We start from the raw sequence: 22,923 nt of genomic DNA, 5'->3' as shown, positions 1-22,923 counted from the left end.
CTTATTAACGCGAAACAGCTACTTCACAATAGATGGCTACTCAGGTATCGCAGCAGCCACTCCGCGGGGAGCGGCTGGTCGGGGCCGCGGGCGTGCTGTTGCTGGTCGCGGCCACCGGAATCGCGGCCGTGACGGGGGCGTGGAAGCCGATCCAGATCGGCTGGGTCGCCTTCGCCGCGATGACCGGCGGGGTCTGGCTGGCACTTCGGACGAACGAGCAAGCGGGCGCGCTCGTCTGGGGCGGGGGGCTCGCCAGCGGCGCGATGGTGACCAGCGTCGGCCTCTTCCTCCTTCCCGACGCGCTCGGTCACCACCTCCGGTTCGGCGGGCTCGGAGTCGCTCTGGGGATCATCGTCGGCTTCGGTGCCCACACGATCGGCCACCGGCTCTCCCACGTCGACATGCCGATGGACTCGACGGTCGCACAGCTGACCGCCCACGCGGCCGCGGCGGGTGCGATCATCGGCATCGTCTACGGCAACATGCCCGACGTGGGGCTGCTACTCGGCATCGCAATCGTCTCCCACAAGGGGCCGGCGGGCTACGCGGCGGCCGACCGACTGACCCGCAACGGCCGTTCGTGGTTCCCTGTGTTGCTCCCTGCGGCGGGCGTCGGCGTCGTCGCGGTGCTCGCGAGCACGGTCACGCTACCGGCGGACCCGCGGATCAACGGGGTCGTGTTCGGCTTCGCCACCGGCGTGTTCCTCCACGTGGCGATGGACTTTCTCCCGCGCTGTGAACTCGGGAGCGAGGTTCACGATGCGTTGAGCGTCGACGCCGACGCCCACGAGACGCTCGACCGCCTCCGACTCCACGCGGTGGCCTCGACGGTACTCGGCGGGGTCGTGGTGTTCCTCGCGTGGTGGTTCGCCAGCCCCGGCGTCTAACCCGGACGAAAAGGGGGCAGTTCCTCAGTCCCGTAGCCGCTGTACCTGCCAGAGCATCCCCACGCCCACCAGCAACAGCACCACGAGGTTGAACGCGGCCTGGAACAGCGAGCGGTACTCGTAGGTGATCCACTGGTTGATCGCCGAGGAGACGTTGAGATACAGTTGGATCGTGGCGATCAGGCCAAGCAGCGCCAGCCCACCCAACAGGACGTAGTTGAGCGTCCGCCGGAGGTCGCTGCCGTCGTCGGTCCGGTCGTCGGTGCGGTCCTCGGTCGGGTCGGTGTCGGTCGTCGGTTGCTCGGTCATGGTGGCCTCCGTCTGGGGTCGGTCGTCCTCGTGTTCCCTCTCGCGCTCGCCGTGTCCGTCGTCGCTCATCGTCGCCTCCGTGCAAGTAGGCCCGCGCCGAGAAGCGCGGCGATGGCGACCACCGGCCCGAATCCGGGCTGGGAGACGGCCGTCTCCGCGTCGGTCGTCTCCGGTCGATCTGGGCGCTCACCGTCGTCGCCCTCGAAGTCGCTGGCGTCGAACTCGACTTCCCGGCGGGTCTCGTTGCGGTCGATGGTCTCGCTGGGGTCGAGGTTGACCACGCCGCCGGCGGTGTCGATGATTACGCCGTCGCGGGTGAGCACCGCGTCGACGTAGTAGTTGTACTCGCTGGGCACCGCCACGTCGGCGCTGACGGTCTCGCTGCGTCCCTCACGCAGGCTCCCGGCGTCGACGGTCGTGCGGGCGGCGACGACGTTCGACTCGGCCTGCCGGAGGATGAACGTTACCGAGAGCGAGTCGGCCTCGGTGGGCCCGGTCGCGGTGAGCCAGCCCCCCAGTTCGAGCGTCGTCCGGTTCTCGCCGGCGTCGGTGATGGCAACCGACACCGGTTCGAGCACGGGGTCCTCAACGAAGCTCACGTTCGCCCGGGCGTACGCGGGGGTGAGCGCCTCGACGCCGCTGACCTCGCGGGTGAAGCGGTCCACGCGCGTGTCGTTCCGGTAGACGATCCCCTCCAGTCGGTAGCCACCCTCACGGGGGACCCGTAGTACCGTCGAGACGCGTCGCTCGCCCTCGGCGGTCAGGTCCCCGACGGCCACCTCCCGTTCGGCTTCGAGCAGACCCGACTCGGCGTCGGTCGCCTTGAACAGGACGGTGACGTTCTCCGCGGGGTTCCCGCGGTGGTCGAGCGTGGCGAACAGTTCCAGTTCGGCGGTCTGTCCAGTGATCTCCCCGGTGGCGATGTCGGCGTCGACGACGTTCACCGGCCCGGGTCTGACCGGCCGATCGTCGCGCGGCGACGCGACGGCCTCGGGGACCGCGACCGCCGCGAGGAGGGCGACGACGACGACGACGACGGCGCCGCCGGCGAGGACTCGTTTGCTGTCCATACCGGACAACTCTCGGACAGTCTACAAGAGCTTTGTGTCGCGGTCGCCGAGTTCGGCGTCGAGGAAGGCGAGTTCGTGGTTGAGGGTCCGTTCGAGCCCCTCGCCATCGAGGGCACCGTAGTGGTCGGTCGGCACGCGCACGAGCGAAGCGTCGGCCACCTGCTCGCTGGCGGCAGCGACCGTCTCCGGCGGTGCCAGTTCGTCGTCGGCGCCGGCGACGAACAGCGTCGGACACGTCAGCTCTCCGAGGACATCGTGTCGGTCGTGGCGGGAGAGTTTCACGAGCGAGCGGGCCGGCGTGGTCCGGGATTCGCGCCCAGTCACGGCCCGCATTCCGCGCTCGGCGCCGGGGGCGGCGATGGCGGCTACCTCCCCCGGTTCGCCGAACAGCGGAACGCGCAGTCCACGGTCGGACTCCTCGACGCCCCGAATCCGATCGATCAGCGAGACGGGGTAGTCGACGAACCCGCGGGCCAGTCCGGCGAGTCGGGGGCGAACCCACGCTGGCAGGAGTGCCTTCCCGGTCAGTACGGGGAACCTGGCGACCACAGCGTCGACGTGGAACGTCTCCGCCGCCGCCGCGAGGGCGGTGCCCGCAGAGAGGTCCATTCCCCAGAGCGCCAGTCGGTCGCCGTCGACCTCGGGGGCGTCACGAGCAGCCTCGATGGCCGCGTCGAGGTCGGCGCGCTGGCGACTGGGCGAGAGCAGTCCGTCGCCGTCGATGGTCTCGAAGCCGCGGTGGTCGAACACGACGACGGCGTAGCCCCGCGCCGCGAGTCGCTCGGCGGTGGCTTCGAGGGTCGGTCGCCACTGCAGGCCCGCCCCGGGCGCGAGCACGACGACCGGAGCGTCGGCGGGCCGGTCCGGGACGAACAGGTGGCCTCGGCGGTCATCGAAGCCGATACTGCGGGTCGAGAAATCATACCGTGTCGGCTTCCCGCGACGCGCATGGCTCCCCGTCACGGCCGCCTTCGTCGGCGCTGCCGGTCGGAACGAGTTCGGTGCATGGGGGCGCTTGCGCTGGCGGGGAGTAAAGCGTTCCCGTGATCCGGTGGCCCTTCACGGGAAGGAGTGTGAAGGGCCTCTCGTGCGGGGGGTAGATTGTCAGAGGCAGTGGCACCCACTCGCACGCGATTTACTGTTCGCGCCACGCTCCCAAAAGCACTCGGTGAAACCCACTTCACTAACTTCGCCTAGGGAAATCGCTGTAACGAGTCGGGACTGAACAGCGATCGTTCGTTGCCGTTCACTAACATCGGCTCGACGACAGAAGCTATAAACCCGTTGCGCTCACCGTTCTGTCCGGATGAGCGACGACGCCGACGGGTCGATCGAGGCGTTCGACCTCCTGTCGAACGAGGTTCGGTTGGACATCCTCCGAACGCTGGGTGAGGCGATGGCCGGCGACGACGAGTTGCCGCTCACGTTCACCGAACTCCAGCGACGCGTCGGCGTCGAGGACAACGGGCGGTTCAACTACCACCTCTCGGAGCTGACCGGCCAACTGGTCGCCAAGCGCGAGGGGGGTTACGAACTCAAACCACCCGGGACCCACATCTATCAGGCCATCGTTTCCGGGCTGTACACGGACGACCGCGGAACCGACCCGGTCCCCGTCGAGGGCGAACACTGCCCGTACTGCGGCGCCGAGGCGGCAGCGTGGTACGACGACAGCCGCTTCCACCTCGGCTGTAGCGCCTGTGACAACCTCGTCATCCGCTACATCATCCCGCCGGCCAGCTTCGACCGCGACGACCCCGAGTCGCTGCTCCGGGCCGGCGGCGCTTACATCCTCCGCGACCAGGTGTCCACGCGTCAGGGGATCTGTCCGTACTGTGCGGGACAGATCGAACGCGAACTCATCGAGGAGGGCGGCGAGATCGAGGAGTTCAACGAACGGGTCTACTCCGCGGTCGCGAAGTTCGTCTGCGAGCGCTGTGGCTGGTCGATGCACTCGGGGGTTCCCTTCGCAATGAACACCGAGCCCGCGGTGATCGGCTTCTTCGAGGACCACGGCGAGGCCATCTTCGAGCGACACCCGTGGTCGATCTACCAGTACGCCGAGGACGAGGTTCTCGACCGCGATCCGTGGCGCGTCGAAGTGCGCTGCCGGATCGACGGCGACGTGCTCCGGCTGGTCGTCGACGACGACGTGCGGGTCGTCGAGACGGAACTGCTCGCGGCTCCGCAGCGCTGACTACCGCAGGAGCCCGCGGAGCCGTTCGAGCACCCCGCGACTCCGTTTTCGTTCGGCCATCAGCACCGAACACTCCACGTCGTCGACGATGCTCGGAACCAGCGAGCCGGTCAGGAGCCGCGAGATCAGGCCACGTTCGCTAGCCCCGAGGATCAGCAGCGAGGCGTCGCCGGCCGCGCGCTCGATGGCCGTCTCGGGGTCACCGGTCTCGACGCGGAGTTCCGCGTCCACGTCCTGTTCGTCGGCCCACGACTCGAGGAACGCCCGCCCCTCGGCCTCGTCGTCGGCGACGTGCAGCAGCGTGAGTTCGGCGCCGAACTCCGCCTGGAGGAGCTTCCCGACCTCGACGGAGAGCTCCGAGTCGGGACCGCCCGCCGTCGGGATCAGGACGCGCTCGGCGTCGAAGCCCCGGTCTTTGAGCATGAGGAAGTCACAGGGCAGGTCGCCCGTGAGCTCGCCGACGGCGCCTTCGACGCGGCTCCCGCTGTCGGGGCCCCAGCCCATCACGACGAGGTCAGCGCCGTAGTCGGCGGCGGCGTCGAACACCTCCTCGATCCCGCGATGGGAGATGATGGTGTGGGTGTCCACGTCGACGCCGAACGTCTCGGCGTCGGCCTTCGCGTCGTCGAGCACGGAGTGGTGGTTCTCCTCCAGCGTGTTCACGTGCTCGGCGGCGTAGCTCAGCGAGGTCTGATCGGGGACGGTGATGACGTGAACGGCATCGAGTTTGCCGCCACGCTGTTTCGCGATCGCGCTGGCGAGGGTGATCAGTTCCTTCTCGTGGGCGGGGTTGGCCAGCGGCACCATCACGCGGTACTCGTTATCGCCGGTCGGCTGGACGCTCTCGGCGGCGTCGACGGCGGCGTCGGGCATCTCGTCGGGCCGTTCGAGGATGTACTCGCTCAACATCCCTTGCTGATCGGTACGGCTGCGGGCGTAGAGCAGGTACCAGACGGCGGCGAAGAGCACGATAACGGCGCCGATGAGCTGTGCAAGCCCGGGGATGTAGTAGATCAGCGCGAACGAGAGGATCCCGCCGACGATCGGCGTGATCGGGTACAGCGGTACCTCGAAGTCGGGCTCGTACTCGGTGGCGTCGGTTTCACGCATCACGACCAGCGCGACGTTGAGCAGCCCGTAGATCACGAGGTGGAGGAAGCTGGCGATGTCCGACAGCGTCGTGATGTTCGAGATCGCGACGATGAACACGAGGATGAACGCGCCCGTCAGGGCGATCGAACGGTACGGCGTGCCGAACCGGGGGTGGATCTCGTTCAGGTCGGGCGTGACGATCCGCTCACGACCCATCGCGAAGTTGATTCGCGAGGAGGCGAGGATCGACGCGTTCGCCGACGACGCCGTCGCCAGCAGCCCCGCAAAGAGCATCGCCACCGCGCCCGCCGGCCCCATCACCAGCCGGGCGACCTCGACGATGGCGATCCGGTCCATCGCCGACTGCTCGGCGATGAACCCCTCCGGCACCGCCGCGCTCATGACCAGCAACACCAGCGCGTAGATGAGCGTCACGATCACGACCGAGCCGATGACCGCGCGGGGGAGGTTCTTCCCCGGCTCCTTGATCTCCTCGGCGACGCTCGTGATCTGAACGAACCCGAGGTAGGAGACGAAGATCAGCCCGGTCGTCTCGAGGGTCGCCGTCAGCCCCTGTGAGGCGGGGATGTTCGCAGGCTGGGCCTCCGTCAGCCCGAACACCGTGAACACCGCGAGGATCGCCACGAGCAGGGCCACGATCACGTTCTGGAGCTTTCCGGTCTCCTTGGCGCCGACGTAGTTGATGAGGATGAACAGCGACGCGCCGAGGAAGGCGATGAACTTGATCCAGGGCACGGTGAAGCCGGCGACGACGAAGCCGTCGGGCAGCCCCGCGATGTTGACGACGTAGTCGCCGAAGCCGACCATGTAGAACGCGCTGGCGAAGGCGAGACCGAGCCAGTTCGCCCACCCGGCGACGCTGCCGAACAGCGGCCCAAGCGCCTTGTTAACGTAGAAGTACGCGCCGCCGGAACGGGGCATCGCCGTCCCGAGTTCGCTGGCCGACAGCGCGGTCAGCAGCGCGATCGCGCCGCCGATCAGGAACGAGAGAACCGCGAACGAGCCGGCCCCCTCGATGGCGTCGCCGGGCAGCACGAAGATCCCGGCACCGATCATCGTCCCGACCCCGATGGTCAGTGCGGCCAGCGGGCCGAGGTCCTTGGCGAGTTCTTCGTCGCTCATTCGGTGCGACCGGGCAGCGTGATCACGGGGCGATCGGCTTCCGTCACGAGGCGGAGCGTACGGTCACCGGAGAGGAACTGTTCGAGGCGACTCCCCTTCCGGGGCTGGAACGCGATGGCGCTGACGCCGATGGTGGCGGCTACGTCGGTGATCCCGTCGACGACGTTCCGCCGGTAGGCCGTCTCGGTCTCGACGTCGGGGAACCGCTCGCGGAACGCCTCGAAGGCGGCCTCGGCGACCGATTCGGACTGTTCGACGGGGGTCTTGTCGGGCACGCCGTCACCCTTCTCGACGACGTGGACGACCGTCACCCGTTCGGGGGCGTACGGCGCCAGTGCGGCCGCCGTCTCGCGGGCGTCCTTTTCTGTCGCAACCGGAACGAGCAGATGTGTGATAAGGGATGCTGACGATTCGTCGCTCATGGAGTGGCGTACTGCCGCCACCCGTTTAACCCTACCTTCTGTGGAGAGCGCCCGGCGCTCAGAACAGAGGGAGGTGGACCTCCCCCTCACCCGACTGGATCACCAGCGTCGGGTCGTCGCGCTCCCGGAGCAGAGCGCCGGCGACGCTCACGTCCTGGTCCCGACCGTCGGTCGACCCGAGAACCACGAGGTCGGCCGACTCGGAGCGGTCGAGGAACGCCTGCTGTGGTTCGGCGGTCGGCTCGACCAGCGTTCGCGTGTCCACGTCCCGGAGCGACCCCGCGTTCGCCTCCAGTTCCTCGTGGGCGGTCCTGAGTGCCTCGTCGCTCGTCCCCGAGGGGACTGCACGGTAGAGGTCGAGTCGAGCGCCCGTGGCGCGGGCGATGGCCGCGGAGGCGGCGATGGCCGTTTCGGCGTGCGGGCCGTCGGCGGCGCCGACGAACACCGAATCGATCTCCCGGAGCGACCCCGGCCGATAGACGCCAACGTCACACTCGAAGGTCTCCTCTAAGCTCGACAGCAGGGTGCGCCCGCCGCCGAACAGACACACCTCGACGGCGTCCGCCGGGGAGAGCAACAACACGTCGGGGTCGTGCTCCTCGGCGGCCGCCCGGACCGCGTGGCCGAAGTCGTGGGTGGCACGCACCCGGCCCTCGACGTACTCGTCGCTGACGCCGGTCGAGACCCGTTCGAGCAGTTCGTGCTCCTGCTCGGCACGGCGTTCAGCCGCACTCGGTGGAGTCTGTGCCGGGACCTCGACGACGCTCACCGGCATCACCTGGCCGCCGGTCCCGGCAGCGAGCGCGCCGCCGACGGTCACGAGCGATCGGTCTGACTCGTCCCGGACCGGGGCCAACACCGTCACGTCCTCGTCGCCGGCCGGGGGCTGCTCGGACGGCGTCGTCGACGGCGAGTCCGGGTCGAGGAGGGGCCAGCCGACGACCGTCGCCGCCGTCAGGGTCCCGACCCCCAACAGCGTCGCTTCGATCTGCAACCCCACCAGGAGCAGGAGGTTCAGGAGGACGGCGAGAACCGGAACCAGCGGCACCAACGGCACGCGAAACGCTCGATCCGCGTCTGGCGCCTTCCACCGGGAGGCGACCAGGGCGACGTTGACGGCGGAGAGTCCGAGGAGTAGCATCACGTTCGCGACGCCCGCAAGCGTCGTCAGTCCCAGCGGCCCCGCTTCGGCACCGACACGGCCGCCGAAGAGCACGGTGAACGACACGACGAACGTGACGATGGCCCCGCCGGTGAGCAGTACCGCGGCGTACGGAGTATCCGCCCGCGGGTGGAGTCGTCCGACCCACTCGGGCAGGTGGCCGCGGCGTGCCATCGCCAGCTTCACGCGGCTCCCGGCCATGACGGTGGCGTTGGCCGCCGACACCATCGACAGTAGCGCGCCGGCCACGACCGCGAGGTACGCCCAGTCGCCGATCGAGTCGAGGACGAACTGGGCGGCGTAGCCCATCGTCACCGCCCCGCTGTCGGCAACGAACGCCCGCGCGGCGTCGGCGCTGGTGAGACCGAGTTCCGTCGTGAGGTAGGCGACGAACTCCGGGTTCTCGACGGCCGCCACCATCCCGAGGACGACGAGGGCGTACACCGCCACGACCAGCCCGAGCGAGATGAAGATGGCTCGCGGGACGGTTCGCTCGGGCCGTTCGACCTCCTCGGCGGTGGCGGCGATCGTCTCGAAGCCGAAGAAGGTCACGAACACCAGTCCGCTGGTGAACAACAGCCCGCGGAACTCCGCCAGCGTCCCGGCGTTCGCCCGTACCGAGTCGGCGACGACGGCCGGATCGACGGCGCTGAGTGCGCCGTAGAGGAACGCGCCGATCGCGGCCAGTTTGAGCAGGACCACCGCGAGTTGGAACAGCGCGCTCTCGCGGGTGCCGAGGAGGTTCAGCCAGAGCAGCCCGCCGAGGACCGCCAGTCCGAACGCCCAGTAGGGGACCCCGCTGGACAGCGAGAGGGCGGGGACGAGGAAGCGATCGGCCCACTCGGAGAACGAGGCGAGGTAGAACGCGGCCGTCGCCGGGTAGCCGAGCGCCATCGCCCAGCCGACGACGTACGTGAGGTCGCTGTCGAACACGTTGGCGACGTAGGCGTACCCGCCGCCGCTCTCGGGGTAGCGCCCGGCGAACTCCGCGTACGCCAACGCGGTCAGGCCGGCCGTGATCGCCGCGAGGAGGAACGCGGCGACCGCCATGGCGCCGACGGTTCCCACCGCGACCCCCGAGAGTACGAAGATGCCGGCTGCGATCATCGTGCCGACTCCGAGGGCGACGGCGCCCCCGAGACCGACGTCGCGGTCGAGTTCGGTCGCAGTCATGTCGTCGTAACACGACCGCGGCACTTAATGGTAGGACGTGACCGAGAAAGGAGCCCCGACTACCGCACGTCGTCGAGTGCCACCGCGTTCTCCACGTCGGCGGTGACCCACTCGGTGGTCGATGCTTCCTCCCCAGGGAACACCGTGACTTCCGAGGGGTCGTCCTCGTCGTCATACAGGCAGCTCAGCCCGAAGTCGGGGTACGATTCCAGCAGGTCGCCCGGATGTGACTGACGTACACTCATTGTTTCCCGTTCCCCAGCGCGGTTGCCCGGCGCGCCTTATTTCCCGATACGGAAGAGAGACGGATAAACGCTTCAGTCGGGGACCGGACACGTTCGCCCCGCCGGGACGCGTCGCTGGCAGTCGTGAGGACAGTCGTCACAGAGCTGCGCGTCGAGGAGTCAGTCGGCTGTGGCGGCGACCGCTTCGGCCTCCGCTTCCTCGCCTTCGAGTTCGTCGGTAACCCCGTGGATCAGCGCGAACACGGCGGCTTTGTGGTCGGTCTTCGAACGGTGAATGGACGTCGGCTGGACACCGAGCTCTCGGTACTCCTCGGAGACGGTCTCTCCCGCGGCGTCGAACTGGCTCTGGAGTTCGGCGAGAAGACCGTGCAGGTGGATGAGCTCCTGCTTCTTCATGGGACAACGACTGTATCGCCTGGAGGGTTATAACCTTACTCTGAGTCGGTGTACCAAGGTCTGAGGCCTGCTGTCACAGCGTTGACGGTCTCTTTCGTCTCTCCGGCCGACTCGTGATGTCTAGTTGACTCAACTCGGCTGGAACCCGGTGGTAGTGACGCCGCTGGTTCAGTCTCTATCGGCGTCGGCGCCGCGGCGGCCGGCGCGTTGTTCGTCGAGTCACGAGAGAATGGAAGGAGTCTACGGTACCGCCCGTAGCCGTCGGACGGTTCCGACGCGAGAAGGGGACGCCCGGCGGGCCGGGCGCGGACTACCGTGTTACTCCGAACCGAACATCTGGCGCATCATCGGGTGCATCTCCATGAGTTGCTCCTCGGCGATCTCCTCGTACAGCTTGTACGTAATGGAGACCGTCAGCAGCAGCCCCGTTCCGGAGACTTGGCCGATGGTGCCGAGCATGTTCGCCATGACGGCGAGCAGCCCGACGAGGGCACCTCCGATGACGGTGACCTGCGGGATGTACCGCTCCATCACCTTCTCGATCACCTGCGGGTTTCGACGGAAGCCGGGGATCTGCATCCCGGAGTTCTGGATCTGCTTTGCGGTCGCCTCCGGGCCCATCCCGGTGGTTTCCACCCAGAAGATCGCGAACACGGCCCCGCCGAGGATCATGAACGTCAGGTCGATCCCGATCCGGGCGAGCACCAAGTACCAATCCTGGGTGACCGTCGCGCCGGTGAACCACATCCACTCCTGGGGACTCTGGATCGGCTTGATGAGCCAGAAGAACCCCTCGGTGACCTGCCCCTGATCGTTGTACTCCCCCAGCATCGCGGGCATGCCGGCCCACTGGCTGTGGAGGATCTGTCCGAGGAACTGCAGGTTCGCCTGCAGCGCCCGAACGAGGATCATCGGCAGGACGCTCGCGTAGATGAGCTTCACGGGGAACTTCCCGCGGGCGCCCTTCACGCGGGCGTGTGAGAGCGGGATCTCGATCCGAACGCTCTCGGCGTAGACGACCACGACGAAGATCAGCACCGTCGTGATCATCGCGAGGATCATCCCGCGGCCGAGGAAGATCGTCGAGAGCCCCTCGCTGGTGAGCGGCGAGCTCGAGAGCGGCTGGCTGCCGGTGAGGATCCCGATCCAGACGGCGAAGAAGCCGTCACTGGAGCCGCTGGTCAGGCCGCTCCAGGAGAACAGGCCACCCACCAGTCGCTGGCTCACGCCGGCGATGATGAACAGCCCCACCCCGGAACCGACCCCCCACTTGCTCACGATCTCGTCCATGAACAGCAGGAGGATCCCACCGATCGCGATCTGGACGAACAGCAGCGCCTCGACCCCGCGGACGCCGATCCCGAGCGACTGCACGACCGCCGGGTCGGCACTCAGGATCGGGCTCGCGAAGACCATCGGCGCGCCGGTCAGGACGATCATCACGCCCACCAGCAGCTTCTGGAGCCCCTGATAGAGGACCTGGTCGCGCGGGTCGTTCTCGGTGTCCAGCCCGAGCAGGTCCGCCCCGCCCAGCAGTTGGAGCACGATCGACGCCGTCACGATCGGCCCGATCCCCAGTTGGAGGATCGACCCGGACGAACCGGCGAGGATCGATCGGAACTGCCCGTAGAAGTCACCCTGACCCGTTCGAAGCCCGTAGAGGGTGACGTTCGTCAGGAAGAAGTACATCACGAGGATGCCGGCAGTCCACGTCAGCTTTCGCCTGAACGAGACGTGGCCCTCCGGCCGCGCGACCGTGGGCATCCGCGTGAGCACCGGTTCGGCGGTCTCCTTCCAACCCATTGTCAGTCCTCGCTAGCTTCTTCGGCTTCCGCGGCCTGCTCGGCCTCACGCTCGGCGCGCTCCTGGGCGCGCTCGGAGACGGTCGTCGAACCGCCAGCGTCCTCGATGAGCTCGGTGGCCGAGTCGCTGAAGGCGTCGGCGGTGACGTGCAGTTCCTGACGGACCTGCCCGTTACCGAGCACCTTCACCACGTCGACCTCCCAGCCGTCCTCGGCGACGTCGCGTGCGTCGATGGTGTACGCGCCGTCGTCGTTCTCGGCGAGGTCCTCAGCCGCCAGCAGCGCGGCGTCCTCGTCGATCTTCTGGACACGGACCTCCGCGACGCTGTCCTGTGCCTCCTCGGGCTGGGTGAAGCCGTGCTTCGCCCACGGCCCGTAGTGGTGCATCTCGTGTTTGCGACTCCCGGCCTTGCCGCGGCCGCCACGGTGCCCGGCACCGCGCCGGTTCTTGTGGCTCCCGCCGCCGTGGGTTCGGGACCCGCGCTGTCGTCGTTTCTTGGACATTATCGCATCGCCTCCAGGAGCGGATCGATGTCCTCGTGGGGACCGAGTTCGCCGCCGGTGCTGTCGGGGTGCTTGATGCCGTCGTGACCGCCACGGGGCGCGTGCAGGCGGAGCGTCGGGGAGAGACCCTGCTCTCGCAGCGTCGTCTCCTCGTCGATCAGTGCCTCCGCCAGTGCCTCGAAGCTCTCGTAGTCGGTCTCCTCGGCGAGGTACTCCTCGTCGACGTTCTCCTGACTCTCGAGCGCTTCCGCGCGCTTCTCGAGGACGAGCGCCAGCGTCTCCGCGGACGGCTCGCCGTGGGCCACGAAGTCGTTGACCTTCGCGACCATCCCGTTGTAGGTGTCGGTCTCGGGGACGAGTGCCGCGTGGTTGACGCGGCCGATGTTGAGCATGTCGAGCGTGTCGCGCTGGCCGGAGGTCATGTCGACCTCACCGCGCAGCTGAACGATCGCCCGCATCAGTGACCACCCTCGGCTTCTCGCTGGACACGCTTCGCGCGGTCCGGCGTTCGTGCCTGCGAGGCGTTCTCGAGTGCGTTGAACGTCGCCTTCGCGAGGTTGACCGTGGTACGCGTGTTCCCGTCAGAACGGGTCCACGCGTCCTGGACGCCCGCGAGTTCGAGGATGTTCCGAACGGTCTCCGCGCCGGCCAGCCCGAGCCCCTGGGGGGCCGGGATGACGTCGACGGTAACCGAGCCGGCCTTCCCCTCGGCCTTCCGGGTCAGGGAGTTCAGGCCGCCGGCCTGGTCCTCCCAGGAGCCCGAGCCGCGGTCGACGCTGATGACGTTCAGCTTGGCGACCTCGATGGCCTTCTGGATGGCGCCGCCGACCTGGTCGTCACGACCCTCGGCGTAGCCGAGGTAGCCGTCGCGGTTGCCGACCACACAGACACAGCGGAACTTCACCCGCCGGCCGGAGTCGGTCATCCGCTGGACCATGTTGATGTCGAGCACCTCGTCCTCCATGCCGGGGAGGAGCTGGTCCACGATCTCGTGTTCCTTCAGGGGCAGGCCCGACTGCAGGGCCTCCTCCATCGAGGTGATCTCGCCTTCCTGTACCTTCTTGCCGAGCCGGGTCACCGGCTCCCAGCCGTCGTTGTGGCTCATTCGTAGTCCTCCTGGAGCGCCTCACGCACTTCGTCGAAGTGGGCGGGCAGCTCCGTGGCGTCGAACTCCCCGCTGTAGAGGTCACCCTCTACCTGCTCTGCGTACTCGGCGATGTGCTCGCCGCGGTTACGCGACCAGTCCGCCAGCACGCTCTCGCTGTGGGGGATTTCGAGCCCTGCGTCGATTGCACCTTCCTGTACTGCGAACACCTTGTTGCCGGGCGTCGCCGTGTTGAGACCCAGGTCGAGCACGGCCTCGTCGAGGCCGGCTTCGAGGGCCCGCAGGCCGACGAGGTACCCCGTCAGGTACGCGCTCGGGAGGTTGCCCGTGGGGGCTTCCCAGCCGTACTCCGACAGGTCCTCGCTGGACGCTGCGGCGTGGATCTCGTCGCCGTTGGGTCCGGGACTGGTCAGCTGCGCCCTGACGTGCTTGTTGCTCACCCGGGCGACCAGGCGAGGCTTGCCGGATTTCAGCAGGCGCAACCGCTGATGGTAGTCCGTCCGGACCTCACGGCGACGACGCATCGGCACTTTGTATCGTGGTCCTGTTGCCATTAGTCGTCGCCTCCGATGTCGACGTCGTAGTTGTTCTCCGCGAAGGCCTCGAGTCGGGCGACGCTGTCGAACTCGCCGCCGCTGGCCTTGTTGTAGAGCTCGCGGTACTGGGTCCGGTCGAGGACCTCTTCGTCGTCGCGAAGCTCCTTCAGCCGGGAGCGCTGGGCGCGGATCCGGCTGACCCACTCGTCCTTCTTGTTCCGCCGGGCGCCAGCCTTCCCTTTGCGGGAGCCGGCGCCGGTGCGGTGACCGTAGTCGCGCTTGGCGTCTCGTTCGCGGGCGCGGCCACGGGAGTTGGACTGAGCGTCCTCCGTGCGGATCGTTCCGTCCGCGATCAGGTCGCGGATGTCCTCGCGGGTGATCGCCTCCGCGAGCTCGCTCTGTGCCTCCGGGTCGAACCAAACGCGATCCTCGCCAACGTCGAGTTCGTCGGCGGCGAGTCGCTTCTGTGCGCTCAGGTCCGTCATTCCTCTACCTCCACTTCGACGTAGGTGGGGTTGAGAACGCGGATCTCCGCGTCCTCACACTCCTCCTCGATGCGCTCGCGCTTGCGGGCGCCGACCTTCGAGGCGATACGGACCGCCTCGGTGTCGCCGTCGACGCCGTCGAGGTCGTCGACGTTGTGGACGCGCACTTCCTCGAAGCCGCTGGGGTGCAGGCCACGGGCGGCCTTCGGCGAGCGGAAGCCCGCCTCGACCGTGTCGCCCTTACCCTTGATGCCGCGGCGCTGCTTCGACAGGCCGCCGCGTGGTCGCCGCCACGAGGTGGGGACGCGCTTTTTCTTGTGGTAGTCCTGACGGTTGAACTGCGGCTTGCCCTCGCGGTGCTTCTGTGCGAGTGCGGCCGCGGTGTCGTCGTCGAGGGTCGGCGTCTTCTCGGTGTGGCCGCGAGGCTGGAGTTCGGTCTCGACCTCCTCCTCTTCCTCGGCCTCCTCCTCGCTCTCGTCCTCGATCTCGGCTTCGGTCTCCTCTTCGACTTCGAGGCCACCGACGTCCGCCTTGATTCGGGCCGCGAGCGCGTTACCGATGCCTTCGACGTCCGCGAGCTCGGACTGCGAAGCGGCCTTGAGGTCCTCGATGGAGTCGTAGCCGGCCTCGCTCAGGGTCTCGGCCTTCGACGGGCCGACACCGCTGATGTCCTCGATCTCTTCGGGGGCGTCGTCAGCCATCAGGCATCACCCGTGGGCTTCTGCGTGATGTACACGCCGTCCTGGAACACGCGGTTGTCCTTGTCGCTGACCCGCGTGAGCTGTTCGATGTCCGCTGCGGTCTGACCGACGGCCTCCTTGTCCGAGCCCGAAAGCGTGAGCTCTTCGCCGTCGACTTCGACCTGCGTGTCGCCCCGAATCGGCGTCCGTCGGGGGGCACGCTCGCCGAGGAAGTTCTCGATGACGAGCTCCTCGCCCTGTACTTCCACCTGCATCGGGAAGTGAGCGTAAAAGACCTCCATCTCGTAGGTCCATCCCTCGGTCACGCCGTGGAACATGTTCCGGATGTGACTCTCGAAGGTGCCGACCGTGGCACGGGTCTTTGCGTCCGAGTCCTCGGGCGCTTCGATGACCACGTTGCCGTCCTCGACGGTGACAGTCACGTTGGGGTACCAGAGCCGTCGCGTGACGGTCCCGTTGGGCCCTTCGACGGTCAGGTCGAGGTGGTCGATCTCCGCGGAGACGTCGTCCGGGATTGTGAGTTCAGTCCTGCTCATCAGTAGACGTATGCGATGACTTGGCCACCGATGCCCTGTTCGCGGGCCTCGTAGTGGCTCATGACGCCGTGGCTGGTCGTGACGATGAGCGACCCGTAGTCTCGGGCCGGGAGGAACCGCTTCTCCCACTGCTCGTACTCGTCAGCGCCGACCGAGTAACGGGGCTTGACCGCCCCGCAGTCGTTGATGGCGCCGCTCAGTTCGACCTCGAACTTGCCTGCTCGGCCGTCCTCGACGAACTCGAAGCCGCCGATGTACCCGCGGTCGTAGAAGACCTCGAGGATACTGCCGATCACGTTCGAGGCGGGTGCTACCGTGTGGTCAAGGTGCCCGACGCTCTCGGCGTTGTCGATGCCGGAGAGGGCACTCACCAGTGGGTCGTTTCCTGCCATAGTTATCGATACTTCCGGAAGCCCATGCTGCGGGCGATCTCTCGGAAACACTGTCGACAGACGAAGACCCCGTACTTGCTCACCAGGCCCTCGGTGCGCTCGCAGCGTCGGCACTCCCGCTCCTGCGTGCTCCCTTGGGTGGCGTGCTCGCCGGTTTCTTCGTTGCCGGTGTGTTCGCCGTCTAGTTCACTCATTCGTCGATCTCCACGTCGAACTCGTTCTCGAGGAACGTGATGGCGTCCTCGGCGGTCATTCGGTGTCCGTCCGGGATCGATCGGGTCACCTGGTCGCGCTTGGCGACGCGGTAGCCCGGTCGGACGAGCGTGACGGTCACGTCGAGCCCGTAGATCCCGGTGTTGGGGTCGTACTCCTGGCTGGGGAACGCGGTGTGTTCGTCGACGCCGAAGCTGACGTTGCCGGCGTCGTCGAACTGCGAACCCGAGATGTCGGCGAGGGGCAGCGCCGTCGCGAGGAACTCCTCGGCGTCGTCCTCACGCAGCGTGACCTTCGTGCCGATCGGGTCGCCCTCGCGGATGTCGAACGCCTGCACGGTGCGCTTGGCGCTCGTTCGGACCGACTCCTGGCCCGTGATCTCCTCGATGATGTTCTCGGCGTTCCCGAGGTCGCGGCCACCCTGGCCGACGCCCATGTGGACGACGACCTTCTCGATGCGCGGTTCGCGCATCGGGTGGAACTCGGCGGCCTCACTCATCGTCATCACCCACGAAGTTCTCGTCGATGGTGACGACGTACTCCTCGACGGTCTCGAAGGCGCCGTCGTCGGTCGTGACGGTGACCGAGTTGCGGCCGGAGCCGGGGGTGACGAGGATCTCGTCGACCTCGCCGATCTCGCCGGCGTGCTGACCGTCGACGGCGGTGACGAGGGCGCCCTCGCCGTACTCGAAGTGCGCGACGATCTCCTTGTCCTCGTTGTCGACCACGAGCGAGTCGCCGACGCTGTACTCGTCGGCGTCCTCGATCTGGATCGTGGAGCCGTCGTGCAGCGAGAGCTGGTAGTCGCCGCCGCTGACCTGCCGCTTGCCTGCGATCTTCCCGAGACGGGAGGACGCGCTGTCCTCGTCGATGGGGGTGAGCGCGAGACGCCCCCCCTCGCCGGGGAACACGCGGAAGTGCTCGTTACGGGCCGGGAACGCCAGGATGTCGAACATCCCGATCGGCCGGGCCTCGTCGGCGACGGCGTCGCCGTTGACGAGCACCGAGTCGTTGTTCAGCGCGTAGCGGGCCTCCTTGCGGGAGTCGACGTAGCCGAGCACGTCGCGCAGGACGATGAGCAGGGGAACCCCGCTCTCGCCGTGCGGACCGGCGTCGGCCTTGACGGTGAACGTCTCCTCCTTGCGTTCGACCGGCCACGAGTTCGGTACCGAGAGTCGCTTCTGGTGTTTCGTCATGCGTTGTCCTCCTCGAGACGCTCCTGCCGGACCTCGTCCTCGAGGTCGAGCTCGGTCACGCGCACGTTCGAGGCGTCGAGCGGCCGGGGAACCTCCTCCCCGTCCGTCTTCTCCACGGTGACCTCTTCGACGTGGATGACTTCGTTCCGGAGGTTGACCTCCAGAACTTCGCCTTCCGTGCCGGCGTGGTCGCCGCGAAGCACCTCGACGGTGTCGCCCGCGTTGACGCGGACGTTCCGCTGGCCGTACTCCTCGCGGAGGTCGGCCGTGAGCGTGGCCCGAACCTGCTTCTGCTTCTCGTGTAGGGGGGCGTCTCGCTTCTGGTTTCGTTGTTTGCGTGGCTGTCGTGTCATACTTAGACGATCATCGTCGCCGTGCTGGCGATGGTGCCGAACCGCTCTGCGACCTCACGAGCGATGGGGCCCTTGATCTCCGTACCGCGGGGCTCCTCGTTCTCGTCGATGATGACGGCGGCGTTGTCCTCGAACTTGAGGCGCTGGCCGTCGGGTCGGCGGATCGACTTGCGCTGGCGAACGACCACAGCCTCGAGCACTTGACGCCGCATTTCGGGCGTCCCCTTGGTGACCGAGACGGTGATCTTGTCGCCGATACCGGCTTTCGGGTGACGGTTCTTCGTCCCCGAGTAGCCGGCGGTGCTAATGACCTTGAGCTCGCGGGCGCCGGTGTTGTCGGCGCACGTGATCTTCGAGCCCTTCTCGAGACCCTGCGTGACGTCGGCCTTCAGTGCCTCCATCACTCACCCCCGTCGCCGACTTCGACGACGACGTGTGATTTGGTCTTCGAGAGCGGTCGTGTCTCTGCGATACGGACCGTATCACCCTCCTCCGTGTCAACACACGGGGGCAGGTGGGCCGGGACGCGGGATCGGCGTTTCATGTACCGGTCGTACTTCGGTACACGAACGTCGTACTCCCGCTCCACGACGACGGTCTTGTCCATGTCGGTGGAAGCAACCTCGCCTTCGAGCGTCTGTCCTCGCACGGAGAGGTCCCCGTGGAACGGACAGTTCTCGTCGGAGCAGGTCTCCTCCGGTTCTGCTACGTTCAGTCCTATTGCCATGTCGAATCACCCCCGCGCTCGGTACGCGCGGCGGGTCGTGAGAGCAGTGTCGCGCCATCCACCGTTACGTAGACCGTATCCTCGCACTCGCCATGCGGGGAATCCCCTCGCTGGCTCGCCCCCCGACCCTGACTCCGGGGCGGGGCGGACGGGCCAGACTTGCCGGGGCGAACCCCGGCAGTTTCCGTCCCGAGTTGGGATACGGACCCGGACGCCTCGACGGCGTCCGCGGCTTCATCTGCGGCGGGAGTAACGCTCGCTCCCTGAGCGTCCTCCGCGTTCGTGATCGCGAACTCGAAGCAGCTCCCCTCCTTGGGGATCTGCCGCACCCGACGCCCGTCGTCGACGTGAAACGTCTTCATCGTCTCGACCACGACGCGGCCGCTGATCCCGACCAAGTCGGGGTTGGCGGCGTCGGCCACCGTTACGTGGAGGCCGTTGAGTTCGTGCCGTGTGAGGGTATCGGGTGTGAGTGCCATCGTGCGTTACTCGTCTGTGTCGGCGTCGTCGCCTTCCTCAGCCTGGATCGTCTTGATCCGGGCGATGGTCGTACGGAGTTCGCCGACGCGGCCGGGGTTCTCCGGCGCGCCACCCGCGGCCTGGACGGCGCGAGCGTTGAGGAGTTCGGTTTCGAGCTCCTCGAGCTCGGCGTCCCGCTCCGCGGGCGTCATGTCTCGGATCTCTTCGGTGTAGAGAATCGCCATGTATTACTCCTCCGTTTCCTCTTCCTCGGAGTCGGCCTCCTCCTCTGCCTCCTCCATCTCGGAGACGAGGTCGGCGGCCTCTTCCTCGACGTCCTCGTCGAGTTCCTCGTCCTCGGCGACCTCGACGGCCTCCTCTGACGCGGTCTCGACGTCGTCTTCGTCGACGCTCTCGGTCTCCTCGGCGGCCTCGACGACCTCCTCGACGATCTCCTCGTCGATGACGTCCTCGGGGGACTCGTCGGGGATCTCGGGCTCCTCGTGCTGGGGAACCTCGGGCGCCTCGCCATCCTCGACGTCCGCGAGCAGTTCCTCGACGCCCTCGCCGGTCTCGACCTGCTCGACCTCGGGGGCCTCGTCGGTCTCGGCGATCTCGAAGTCGTCGGGCAGAACCGCGTCCGGCCCGATGACTTTCACGGTGACGCCGATGGTACCGAGCTTCATCACGGCGACGCCCTGACCCTCGTCGACGACGGTCTGGGCCGGCTCACCGTTGTGCTTGATGTAGCCGCGGTTGAACTTCTCAACGCGCGAGCGGGCGCCGGTGACCTTCCCCGAGAGGACGATCTCCGCGCCCAGCGCGCCGGCCTCCATCATGCGGTCGATGGTGGTGTGGCCCGCCTTGCGGAAGTACCAGCCACGCTCGAGGGCGTTGGCCAGTCGGTCCGCGACGATCTGTGCGTTGAGGTCCGGCTCGTCGACCTCCTGCACGTCGATCTGCGGGTCCTCCATGTCGAAGCGCTCTTCGAGTTCGGTGGTGACCTTGCGGATGTTCTTCCCGCCCTTGCCGATCACCATACCGGGCTTCTCGGCCTTGAGGACGATCTGCGTGCCCATCGGGGTCTTCGCGATGTCCATGCCGCCGTAGCCGGCACGGCTGAGTTCGTCCGCGAAGAACTCGTCGATCTGGCTCCGCTGGAGCCCGTTCTCGATGAACTGCTGTTCGTCGGCCATCAGTTATCGGCCTCCTCGAGGATGATTTCCACGTCTACCTCCACGGTGTTCCACGGGTCGGCGTTCCCGAACGCACGGGGCTGGCGACCGACCTGCTCGCCGACCTTGTGGGCGGCGACGTGGGAGATGGTCATCTCCTCGCCGTCGAAGCCCTGGTGGTCGGCGTTGTTCTTGGCGTTGGTCAGCAGCTTGAGGAAGTCCTTGCTGGCCTTCTCCGGGTAGCGGCCGGCGTCCCAGCCGTCGATGTCGGATCGGTGTCCGACGCCGCTGTTGTGCTGCTTGAACGGGACCGAGCGCTCGCCCTCGATCACGGCGTCGAGGTACTCCTCGGCCTCGGCGACTGTCTTGCCTTTGATGGCCTTCGAGATGGCCTTGCTGTGCTTCAGGCTGATCTGACGCTCCCGAAGCATGGCTTTCGCCGTGGTCTCCGGGTCGGCGTCGACGCTGTAGCTGATTCCCATAGGTTACTTGAGTGGCACGAACTTCGAGGACCGGGTCGCGCCGATACCGGCCTGACCGTGTTCGACGGTGGATCGGGTGAGGTGGAACTCACCGAGGTAGTGGCCGATCATCTCGGGCTGGACCTTCACGCGGTCGAAGCTGTGACCGTTGTATACCTCGAAGGTGAGACCGACGAACGAGGGGAGGATCGGCATGTCACGCAGGTGCGTGCGGATCGGATCGTTGGCCGTCTCCTCCTCCTCGGACTCGCGGGCTGCCTCGACCAGCTTGCGGTGGTCGATGCCGAGTCCTCGGGTGATGGTTCGCCGCGCGCGGGCGGGCAGCAGTTCCGCGACCTCGTCGAGATCCATCTCTTGGAGGTCCTCGAGCGTGTGACCGCGGTAGGTGAACTCACCCTCGCGGCCGGTTCGGTATTCCGAGCTCATGTCAGTTCCCTCCCTTGCCACCGCTGCGGCCGGTGCGCTTGGAGGCGATGTCGCCCACCTTCCGGCCCGGCGGGGCGTCCCGCGAGACGGACTTGGGCTTGCCGGGGTGCTGGCGGCCACCGCCACCGAACGGGTGGTCGATGGCGTTCATGGCGACCCCACGGACACGCGGGTATTTGGTCCCGCGAGCCTTCATCTTGTGGTGTTTGTTGCCGGCTTTGACGAACGGCTTCTCCGTTCGCCCACCGCCGGCGACGACGCCGATGGTGGCGCGGCACTCCGGCGGGAGGCGTCGGACCTCGCCGCTGGGGAGCTGGACGACCGCGACGTCGCGGTCGTGGCTCATCAGCTGCGCCGAGACGCCGGAGGCACGGGCGAACTTCCCGCCGTCGCCCACCTGACTCTCGACGTTACAGATCGGGATCCCCTCGGGGATCTCGGCCAGCGGCAGCGTGTTGCCGGGCTTGATCTCGGCGGAGACACCCACCTGCAGGGTGTCGCCGACGGTGATACCTTCGGGAGCGAGGACCATCCGGCGGTCGCCGTCGTCGAACTCGACGTCCGCCAGCGGTGCGCTGCGGGCGGGGTCGTGTTCGATGCCGACGATCTCGCCGGAGATCGTGTCCTCCTCCTCGCTTTTCTTGTGTTCGAGGTCAGCCTTGTAGCGGTGCGACGGCGCCCGGAATGTGGGCGAGCCGCGACCACGTCGCTGCCCCTGAATTCGTCGTCCCATTATCAGAACACCCCGATCCGCGAGGCGATCTCCTGTGCGTCGTCGTCCTCGTTGAGACGCACGATGGCTTTCTTCTTGCCCTGCGGCGTGACCATCGTGTTCAGCGACTCGACGGTCACGTCGTAGCGGCTCTCGATCTCGTCTTCGACGTCGCGCTTGTCGGCGTCGATGTTGACGATGAACTGGAGCGTGTTGTCGAAGTCCATCTGGTCCATCGCCTTCTCGGTGACCAGCGGGTGCTCGATGACGCCGCTCATCGGTCGGCCACCTCGTCGACGGCGCTCTCGGTCCAGAGGGTCAGTCGGCCGGCGTGCGTGCCGGGCGCGAGGTCCTCGGTGTTGAGGTCCTCTGCGGTCGCCACGTCGACGCCGGCGAGGTTCCGTGCCGCACGGGAGGGTTCCTCGCTGGTGACGACGAGTACGGACTTGGGCTCGGTGTACTTCCGGCCACGGGTGGTACCCCGTCCGGCTCGGATGTTCTTGCCCGCGTCGGCGCGCTCGACGTCGCCGTGAATACCCAGCGCCTCGAAGGCCTCGACGGCCTCCTTGGTCTTGTTGAGGTCCTCGAACTCGTCGCTCACGACGAGCGGGAGTTCGATGTCCTCGTCGAAGTCGTGACCTCGCTCGGCGACGCGCTCGGCGTCGGCCGTGGCGGCGATGGCGGATCGGGTCGCGAGCTTTCGCTCCTTGTCGTTGACCTTCTTGCCCTGGTCCTTCTCGGCTTTCGGCGGGTGTGCCGCGCGGCCACCGACGGCCTGCGGGACACGCCGCGCGCGTCCATTCTCCTGTGGCACGTGCGCCATGCCGCGGCCCGAACCCATCGACTCGGCGGGGGTACGGAGGCCGGCGAACTCGTCGGCGCCGTAGGCCTGCTTTCGGTTGGCCTGGGCGGCGTGCACGGCACCCTTGATGAGGTCCGGGCGGAACGTCGTCTCGAAGACCGCCGGGAGCTCGAGGGAGTCGCCGTCCGAGCCGTCCAGGTTTCGGATAGTTGCTTGCATTG

Annotated in this window: 33 protein-coding genes; 2 read left to right on the top strand and 31 right to left on the bottom strand. The window is 67.4% G+C overall.

The features are described from left to right. Nucleotides 1–32 precede the first annotated feature (32 nt). Nucleotides 33–887 carry a ZIP family metal transporter gene (locus NO998_RS09820; protein WP_267646945.1) on the top strand — a complete coding sequence of 285 codons (855 nt, stop codon included), beginning with the start codon at nucleotides 33–35 and terminating at the stop codon, nucleotides 885–887. Nucleotides 888–911: 24 nt separating this feature from the next. On the opposite strand, the gene NO998_RS09815 is transcribed toward NO998_RS09820, so the two are convergent. From NO998_RS09815 to NO998_RS09805, 3 genes are read right to left on the bottom strand one after another with little or no spacing between them, the layout of a single operon-like run. Then, entirely contained in the window at nucleotides 912–1,265 is a 354-nt protein-coding gene (locus NO998_RS09815; RefSeq protein ID WP_267646944.1) for a DUF8060 family membrane protein, read from the bottom strand. Then, nucleotides 1,262–2,266, bottom strand: coding sequence for a DUF7490 domain-containing protein (locus NO998_RS09810; protein WP_267646942.1), 1,005 nt, complete (start codon nucleotides 2,264–2,266; stop codon nucleotides 1,262–1,264). The genes NO998_RS09815 and NO998_RS09810 overlap by 4 nt, the downstream gene beginning before the upstream one ends. Before the next feature lie 21 nt (nucleotides 2,267–2,287). Then, nucleotides 2,288–3,229 carry an alpha/beta hydrolase family protein gene (locus tag NO998_RS09805; protein WP_267646941.1) on the bottom strand — a complete coding sequence of 314 codons (942 nt, stop codon included), beginning with the start codon at nucleotides 3,227–3,229 and terminating at the stop codon, nucleotides 2,288–2,290. A gap of 343 nt (nucleotides 3,230–3,572) precedes the next feature. Between NO998_RS09805 and NO998_RS09800 the strand changes: the two genes are divergently transcribed. Next, complete coding sequence (locus tag NO998_RS09800; protein WP_267646940.1) at nucleotides 3,573–4,463, top strand: winged helix-turn-helix domain-containing protein; 891 nt, start codon at nucleotides 3,573–3,575, stop codon at nucleotides 4,461–4,463. On the opposite strand, the gene NO998_RS09795 is transcribed toward NO998_RS09800, so the two are convergent. The 28 genes from NO998_RS09795 to rpl4p form a co-directional block, all read right to left on the bottom strand. Further along, the gene (locus NO998_RS09795; protein WP_267646939.1) at nucleotides 4,464–6,698 is read right to left on the bottom strand and encodes an amino acid permease; all 2,235 of its coding nucleotides are present in this window, start codon (nucleotides 6,696–6,698) and stop codon (nucleotides 4,464–4,466) included. It lies immediately after the preceding gene. Beyond that, complete coding sequence (locus NO998_RS09790) at nucleotides 6,695–7,120, bottom strand: universal stress protein (protein WP_267646938.1); 426 nt, start codon at nucleotides 7,118–7,120, stop codon at nucleotides 6,695–6,697. The genes NO998_RS09795 and NO998_RS09790 overlap by 4 nt, the downstream gene beginning before the upstream one ends. 58 nt (nucleotides 7,121–7,178) lie before the next feature. Continuing rightward, a complete protein-coding gene (locus NO998_RS09785; protein WP_267646937.1) occupies nucleotides 7,179–9,455 on the bottom strand; it encodes an APC family permease in 2,277 nt (758 codons plus the stop codon). 59 nt (nucleotides 9,456–9,514) lie between these two features. Next, complete coding sequence (locus NO998_RS09780; protein WP_267646936.1) at nucleotides 9,515–9,700, bottom strand: hypothetical protein; 186 nt, start codon at nucleotides 9,698–9,700, stop codon at nucleotides 9,515–9,517. Between the two features lie 159 nt (nucleotides 9,701–9,859). Beyond that, complete coding sequence (locus NO998_RS09775; protein WP_267646935.1) at nucleotides 9,860–10,096, bottom strand: UPF0058 family protein; 237 nt, start codon at nucleotides 10,094–10,096, stop codon at nucleotides 9,860–9,862. 318 nt (nucleotides 10,097–10,414) lie between these two features. Further along, a complete protein-coding gene (secY, locus tag NO998_RS09770; RefSeq protein WP_267646934.1) occupies nucleotides 10,415–11,899 on the bottom strand; it encodes a preprotein translocase subunit SecY in 1,485 nt (494 codons plus the stop codon). Between the two features lie 2 nt (nucleotides 11,900–11,901). Further along, entirely contained in the window at nucleotides 11,902–12,405 is a 504-nt protein-coding gene (locus NO998_RS09765; RefSeq protein ID WP_267647205.1) for an uL15m family ribosomal protein, read from the bottom strand. Next, nucleotides 12,402–12,860 (bottom strand): 50S ribosomal protein L30, encoded by a 459-nt coding sequence (locus tag NO998_RS09760; protein ID WP_267646933.1) that lies wholly within the window; start codon nucleotides 12,858–12,860, stop codon nucleotides 12,402–12,404. Before NO998_RS09760 ends, NO998_RS09765 begins: the two co-directional genes overlap by 4 nt. Beyond that, nucleotides 12,860–13,507 (bottom strand): 30S ribosomal protein S5, encoded by a 648-nt coding sequence (locus tag NO998_RS09755; protein WP_267646932.1) that lies wholly within the window; start codon nucleotides 13,505–13,507, stop codon nucleotides 12,860–12,862. The genes NO998_RS09760 and NO998_RS09755 overlap by 1 nt, the downstream gene beginning before the upstream one ends. After that, nucleotides 13,504–14,061 (bottom strand): 50S ribosomal protein L18, encoded by a 558-nt coding sequence (locus tag NO998_RS09750; RefSeq protein ID WP_267646931.1) that lies wholly within the window; start codon nucleotides 14,059–14,061, stop codon nucleotides 13,504–13,506. Before NO998_RS09750 ends, NO998_RS09755 begins: the two co-directional genes overlap by 4 nt. Then, nucleotides 14,061–14,528, bottom strand: coding sequence for a 50S ribosomal protein L19e (locus tag NO998_RS09745; RefSeq protein WP_267646930.1), 468 nt, complete (start codon nucleotides 14,526–14,528; stop codon nucleotides 14,061–14,063). Before NO998_RS09745 ends, NO998_RS09750 begins: the two co-directional genes overlap by 1 nt. Continuing rightward, a complete protein-coding gene (locus NO998_RS09740) occupies nucleotides 14,525–15,229 on the bottom strand; it encodes a 50S ribosomal protein L32e (RefSeq protein ID WP_267646929.1) in 705 nt (234 codons plus the stop codon). The genes NO998_RS09745 and NO998_RS09740 overlap by 4 nt, the downstream gene beginning before the upstream one ends. Continuing rightward, nucleotides 15,229–15,765, bottom strand: coding sequence for a 50S ribosomal protein L6 (locus NO998_RS09735; RefSeq protein WP_267646928.1), 537 nt, complete (start codon nucleotides 15,763–15,765; stop codon nucleotides 15,229–15,231). The genes NO998_RS09740 and NO998_RS09735 overlap by 1 nt, the downstream gene beginning before the upstream one ends. Next, a complete protein-coding gene (locus tag NO998_RS09730) occupies nucleotides 15,765–16,157 on the bottom strand; it encodes a 30S ribosomal protein S8 (RefSeq protein ID WP_267646927.1) in 393 nt (130 codons plus the stop codon). The genes NO998_RS09735 and NO998_RS09730 overlap by 1 nt, the downstream gene beginning before the upstream one ends. Nucleotides 16,158–16,159: 2 nt before the next feature. Further along, nucleotides 16,160–16,351 carry a 30S ribosomal protein S14 gene (locus NO998_RS09725; RefSeq protein ID WP_209491791.1) on the bottom strand — a complete coding sequence of 64 codons (192 nt, stop codon included), beginning with the start codon at nucleotides 16,349–16,351 and terminating at the stop codon, nucleotides 16,160–16,162. Beyond that, the gene (locus tag NO998_RS09720) at nucleotides 16,348–16,869 is read right to left on the bottom strand and encodes a 50S ribosomal protein L5 (protein ID WP_267646926.1); all 522 of its coding nucleotides are present in this window, start codon (nucleotides 16,867–16,869) and stop codon (nucleotides 16,348–16,350) included. The genes NO998_RS09725 and NO998_RS09720 overlap by 4 nt, the downstream gene beginning before the upstream one ends. After that, entirely contained in the window at nucleotides 16,862–17,566 is a 705-nt protein-coding gene (locus tag NO998_RS09715; RefSeq protein ID WP_267646924.1) for a 30S ribosomal protein S4e, read from the bottom strand. The genes NO998_RS09720 and NO998_RS09715 overlap by 8 nt, the downstream gene beginning before the upstream one ends. Beyond that, nucleotides 17,563–17,919, bottom strand: coding sequence for a 50S ribosomal protein L24 (rplX, locus tag NO998_RS09710; RefSeq protein ID WP_267646923.1), 357 nt, complete (start codon nucleotides 17,917–17,919; stop codon nucleotides 17,563–17,565). The genes NO998_RS09715 and rplX overlap by 4 nt, the downstream gene beginning before the upstream one ends. Nucleotides 17,920–17,921: 2 nt before the next feature. Further along, the gene (locus tag NO998_RS09705) at nucleotides 17,922–18,320 is read right to left on the bottom strand and encodes a 50S ribosomal protein L14 (protein WP_267646922.1); all 399 of its coding nucleotides are present in this window, start codon (nucleotides 18,318–18,320) and stop codon (nucleotides 17,922–17,924) included. Next, nucleotides 18,320–18,646 carry a 30S ribosomal protein S17 gene (locus tag NO998_RS09700; protein ID WP_267646921.1) on the bottom strand — a complete coding sequence of 109 codons (327 nt, stop codon included), beginning with the start codon at nucleotides 18,644–18,646 and terminating at the stop codon, nucleotides 18,320–18,322. The genes NO998_RS09705 and NO998_RS09700 overlap by 1 nt, the downstream gene beginning before the upstream one ends. After that, on the bottom strand, nucleotides 18,637–19,125 hold the full coding sequence (locus NO998_RS09695; protein ID WP_267646920.1) for a ribonuclease P protein component 1: 489 nt from the start codon (nucleotides 19,123–19,125) through the stop codon (nucleotides 18,637–18,639). Before NO998_RS09695 ends, NO998_RS09700 begins: the two co-directional genes overlap by 10 nt. Before the next feature lie 6 nt (nucleotides 19,126–19,131). Beyond that, nucleotides 19,132–19,350 (bottom strand): 50S ribosomal protein L29, encoded by a 219-nt coding sequence (gene rpmC, locus NO998_RS09690; RefSeq protein ID WP_267646918.1) that lies wholly within the window; start codon nucleotides 19,348–19,350, stop codon nucleotides 19,132–19,134. A 3-nt stretch (nucleotides 19,351–19,353) separates the two neighbouring features. Beyond that, nucleotides 19,354–20,301 (bottom strand): 30S ribosomal protein S3, encoded by a 948-nt coding sequence (locus NO998_RS09685; RefSeq protein WP_267646916.1) that lies wholly within the window; start codon nucleotides 20,299–20,301, stop codon nucleotides 19,354–19,356. After that, nucleotides 20,301–20,762, bottom strand: a complete 462-nt coding sequence (locus tag NO998_RS09680; RefSeq protein WP_267646915.1) for a 50S ribosomal protein L22 — start codon at nucleotides 20,760–20,762, stop codon at nucleotides 20,301–20,303. Before NO998_RS09680 ends, NO998_RS09685 begins: the two co-directional genes overlap by 1 nt. A 3-nt stretch (nucleotides 20,763–20,765) precedes the next feature. Beyond that, nucleotides 20,766–21,188, bottom strand: a complete 423-nt coding sequence (locus NO998_RS09675; protein WP_267646914.1) for a 30S ribosomal protein S19 — start codon at nucleotides 21,186–21,188, stop codon at nucleotides 20,766–20,768. A 1-nt stretch (nucleotide 21,189) separates the two neighbouring features. Next, entirely contained in the window at nucleotides 21,190–21,921 is a 732-nt protein-coding gene (locus tag NO998_RS09670; protein ID WP_267646913.1) for a 50S ribosomal protein L2, read from the bottom strand. Between the two features lie 2 nt (nucleotides 21,922–21,923). Next, nucleotides 21,924–22,178 carry a 50S ribosomal protein L23 gene (locus NO998_RS09665; RefSeq protein ID WP_267646912.1) on the bottom strand — a complete coding sequence of 85 codons (255 nt, stop codon included), beginning with the start codon at nucleotides 22,176–22,178 and terminating at the stop codon, nucleotides 21,924–21,926. Then, a complete protein-coding gene (gene rpl4p, locus NO998_RS09660) occupies nucleotides 22,175–22,921 on the bottom strand; it encodes a 50S ribosomal protein L4 (protein ID WP_267646911.1) in 747 nt (248 codons plus the stop codon). Before rpl4p ends, NO998_RS09665 begins: the two co-directional genes overlap by 4 nt. Between the last annotated feature and the right edge of the window lie 2 nt (nucleotides 22,922–22,923).

It is taken from the genome of Halolamina litorea (genome assembly GCF_026616205.1).
Taxonomy (GTDB): domain Archaea; phylum Halobacteriota; class Halobacteria; order Halobacteriales; family Haloferacaceae; genus Halolamina; species Halolamina litorea.
This window is presented reverse-complemented; position numbering and strand designations above follow the sequence as displayed.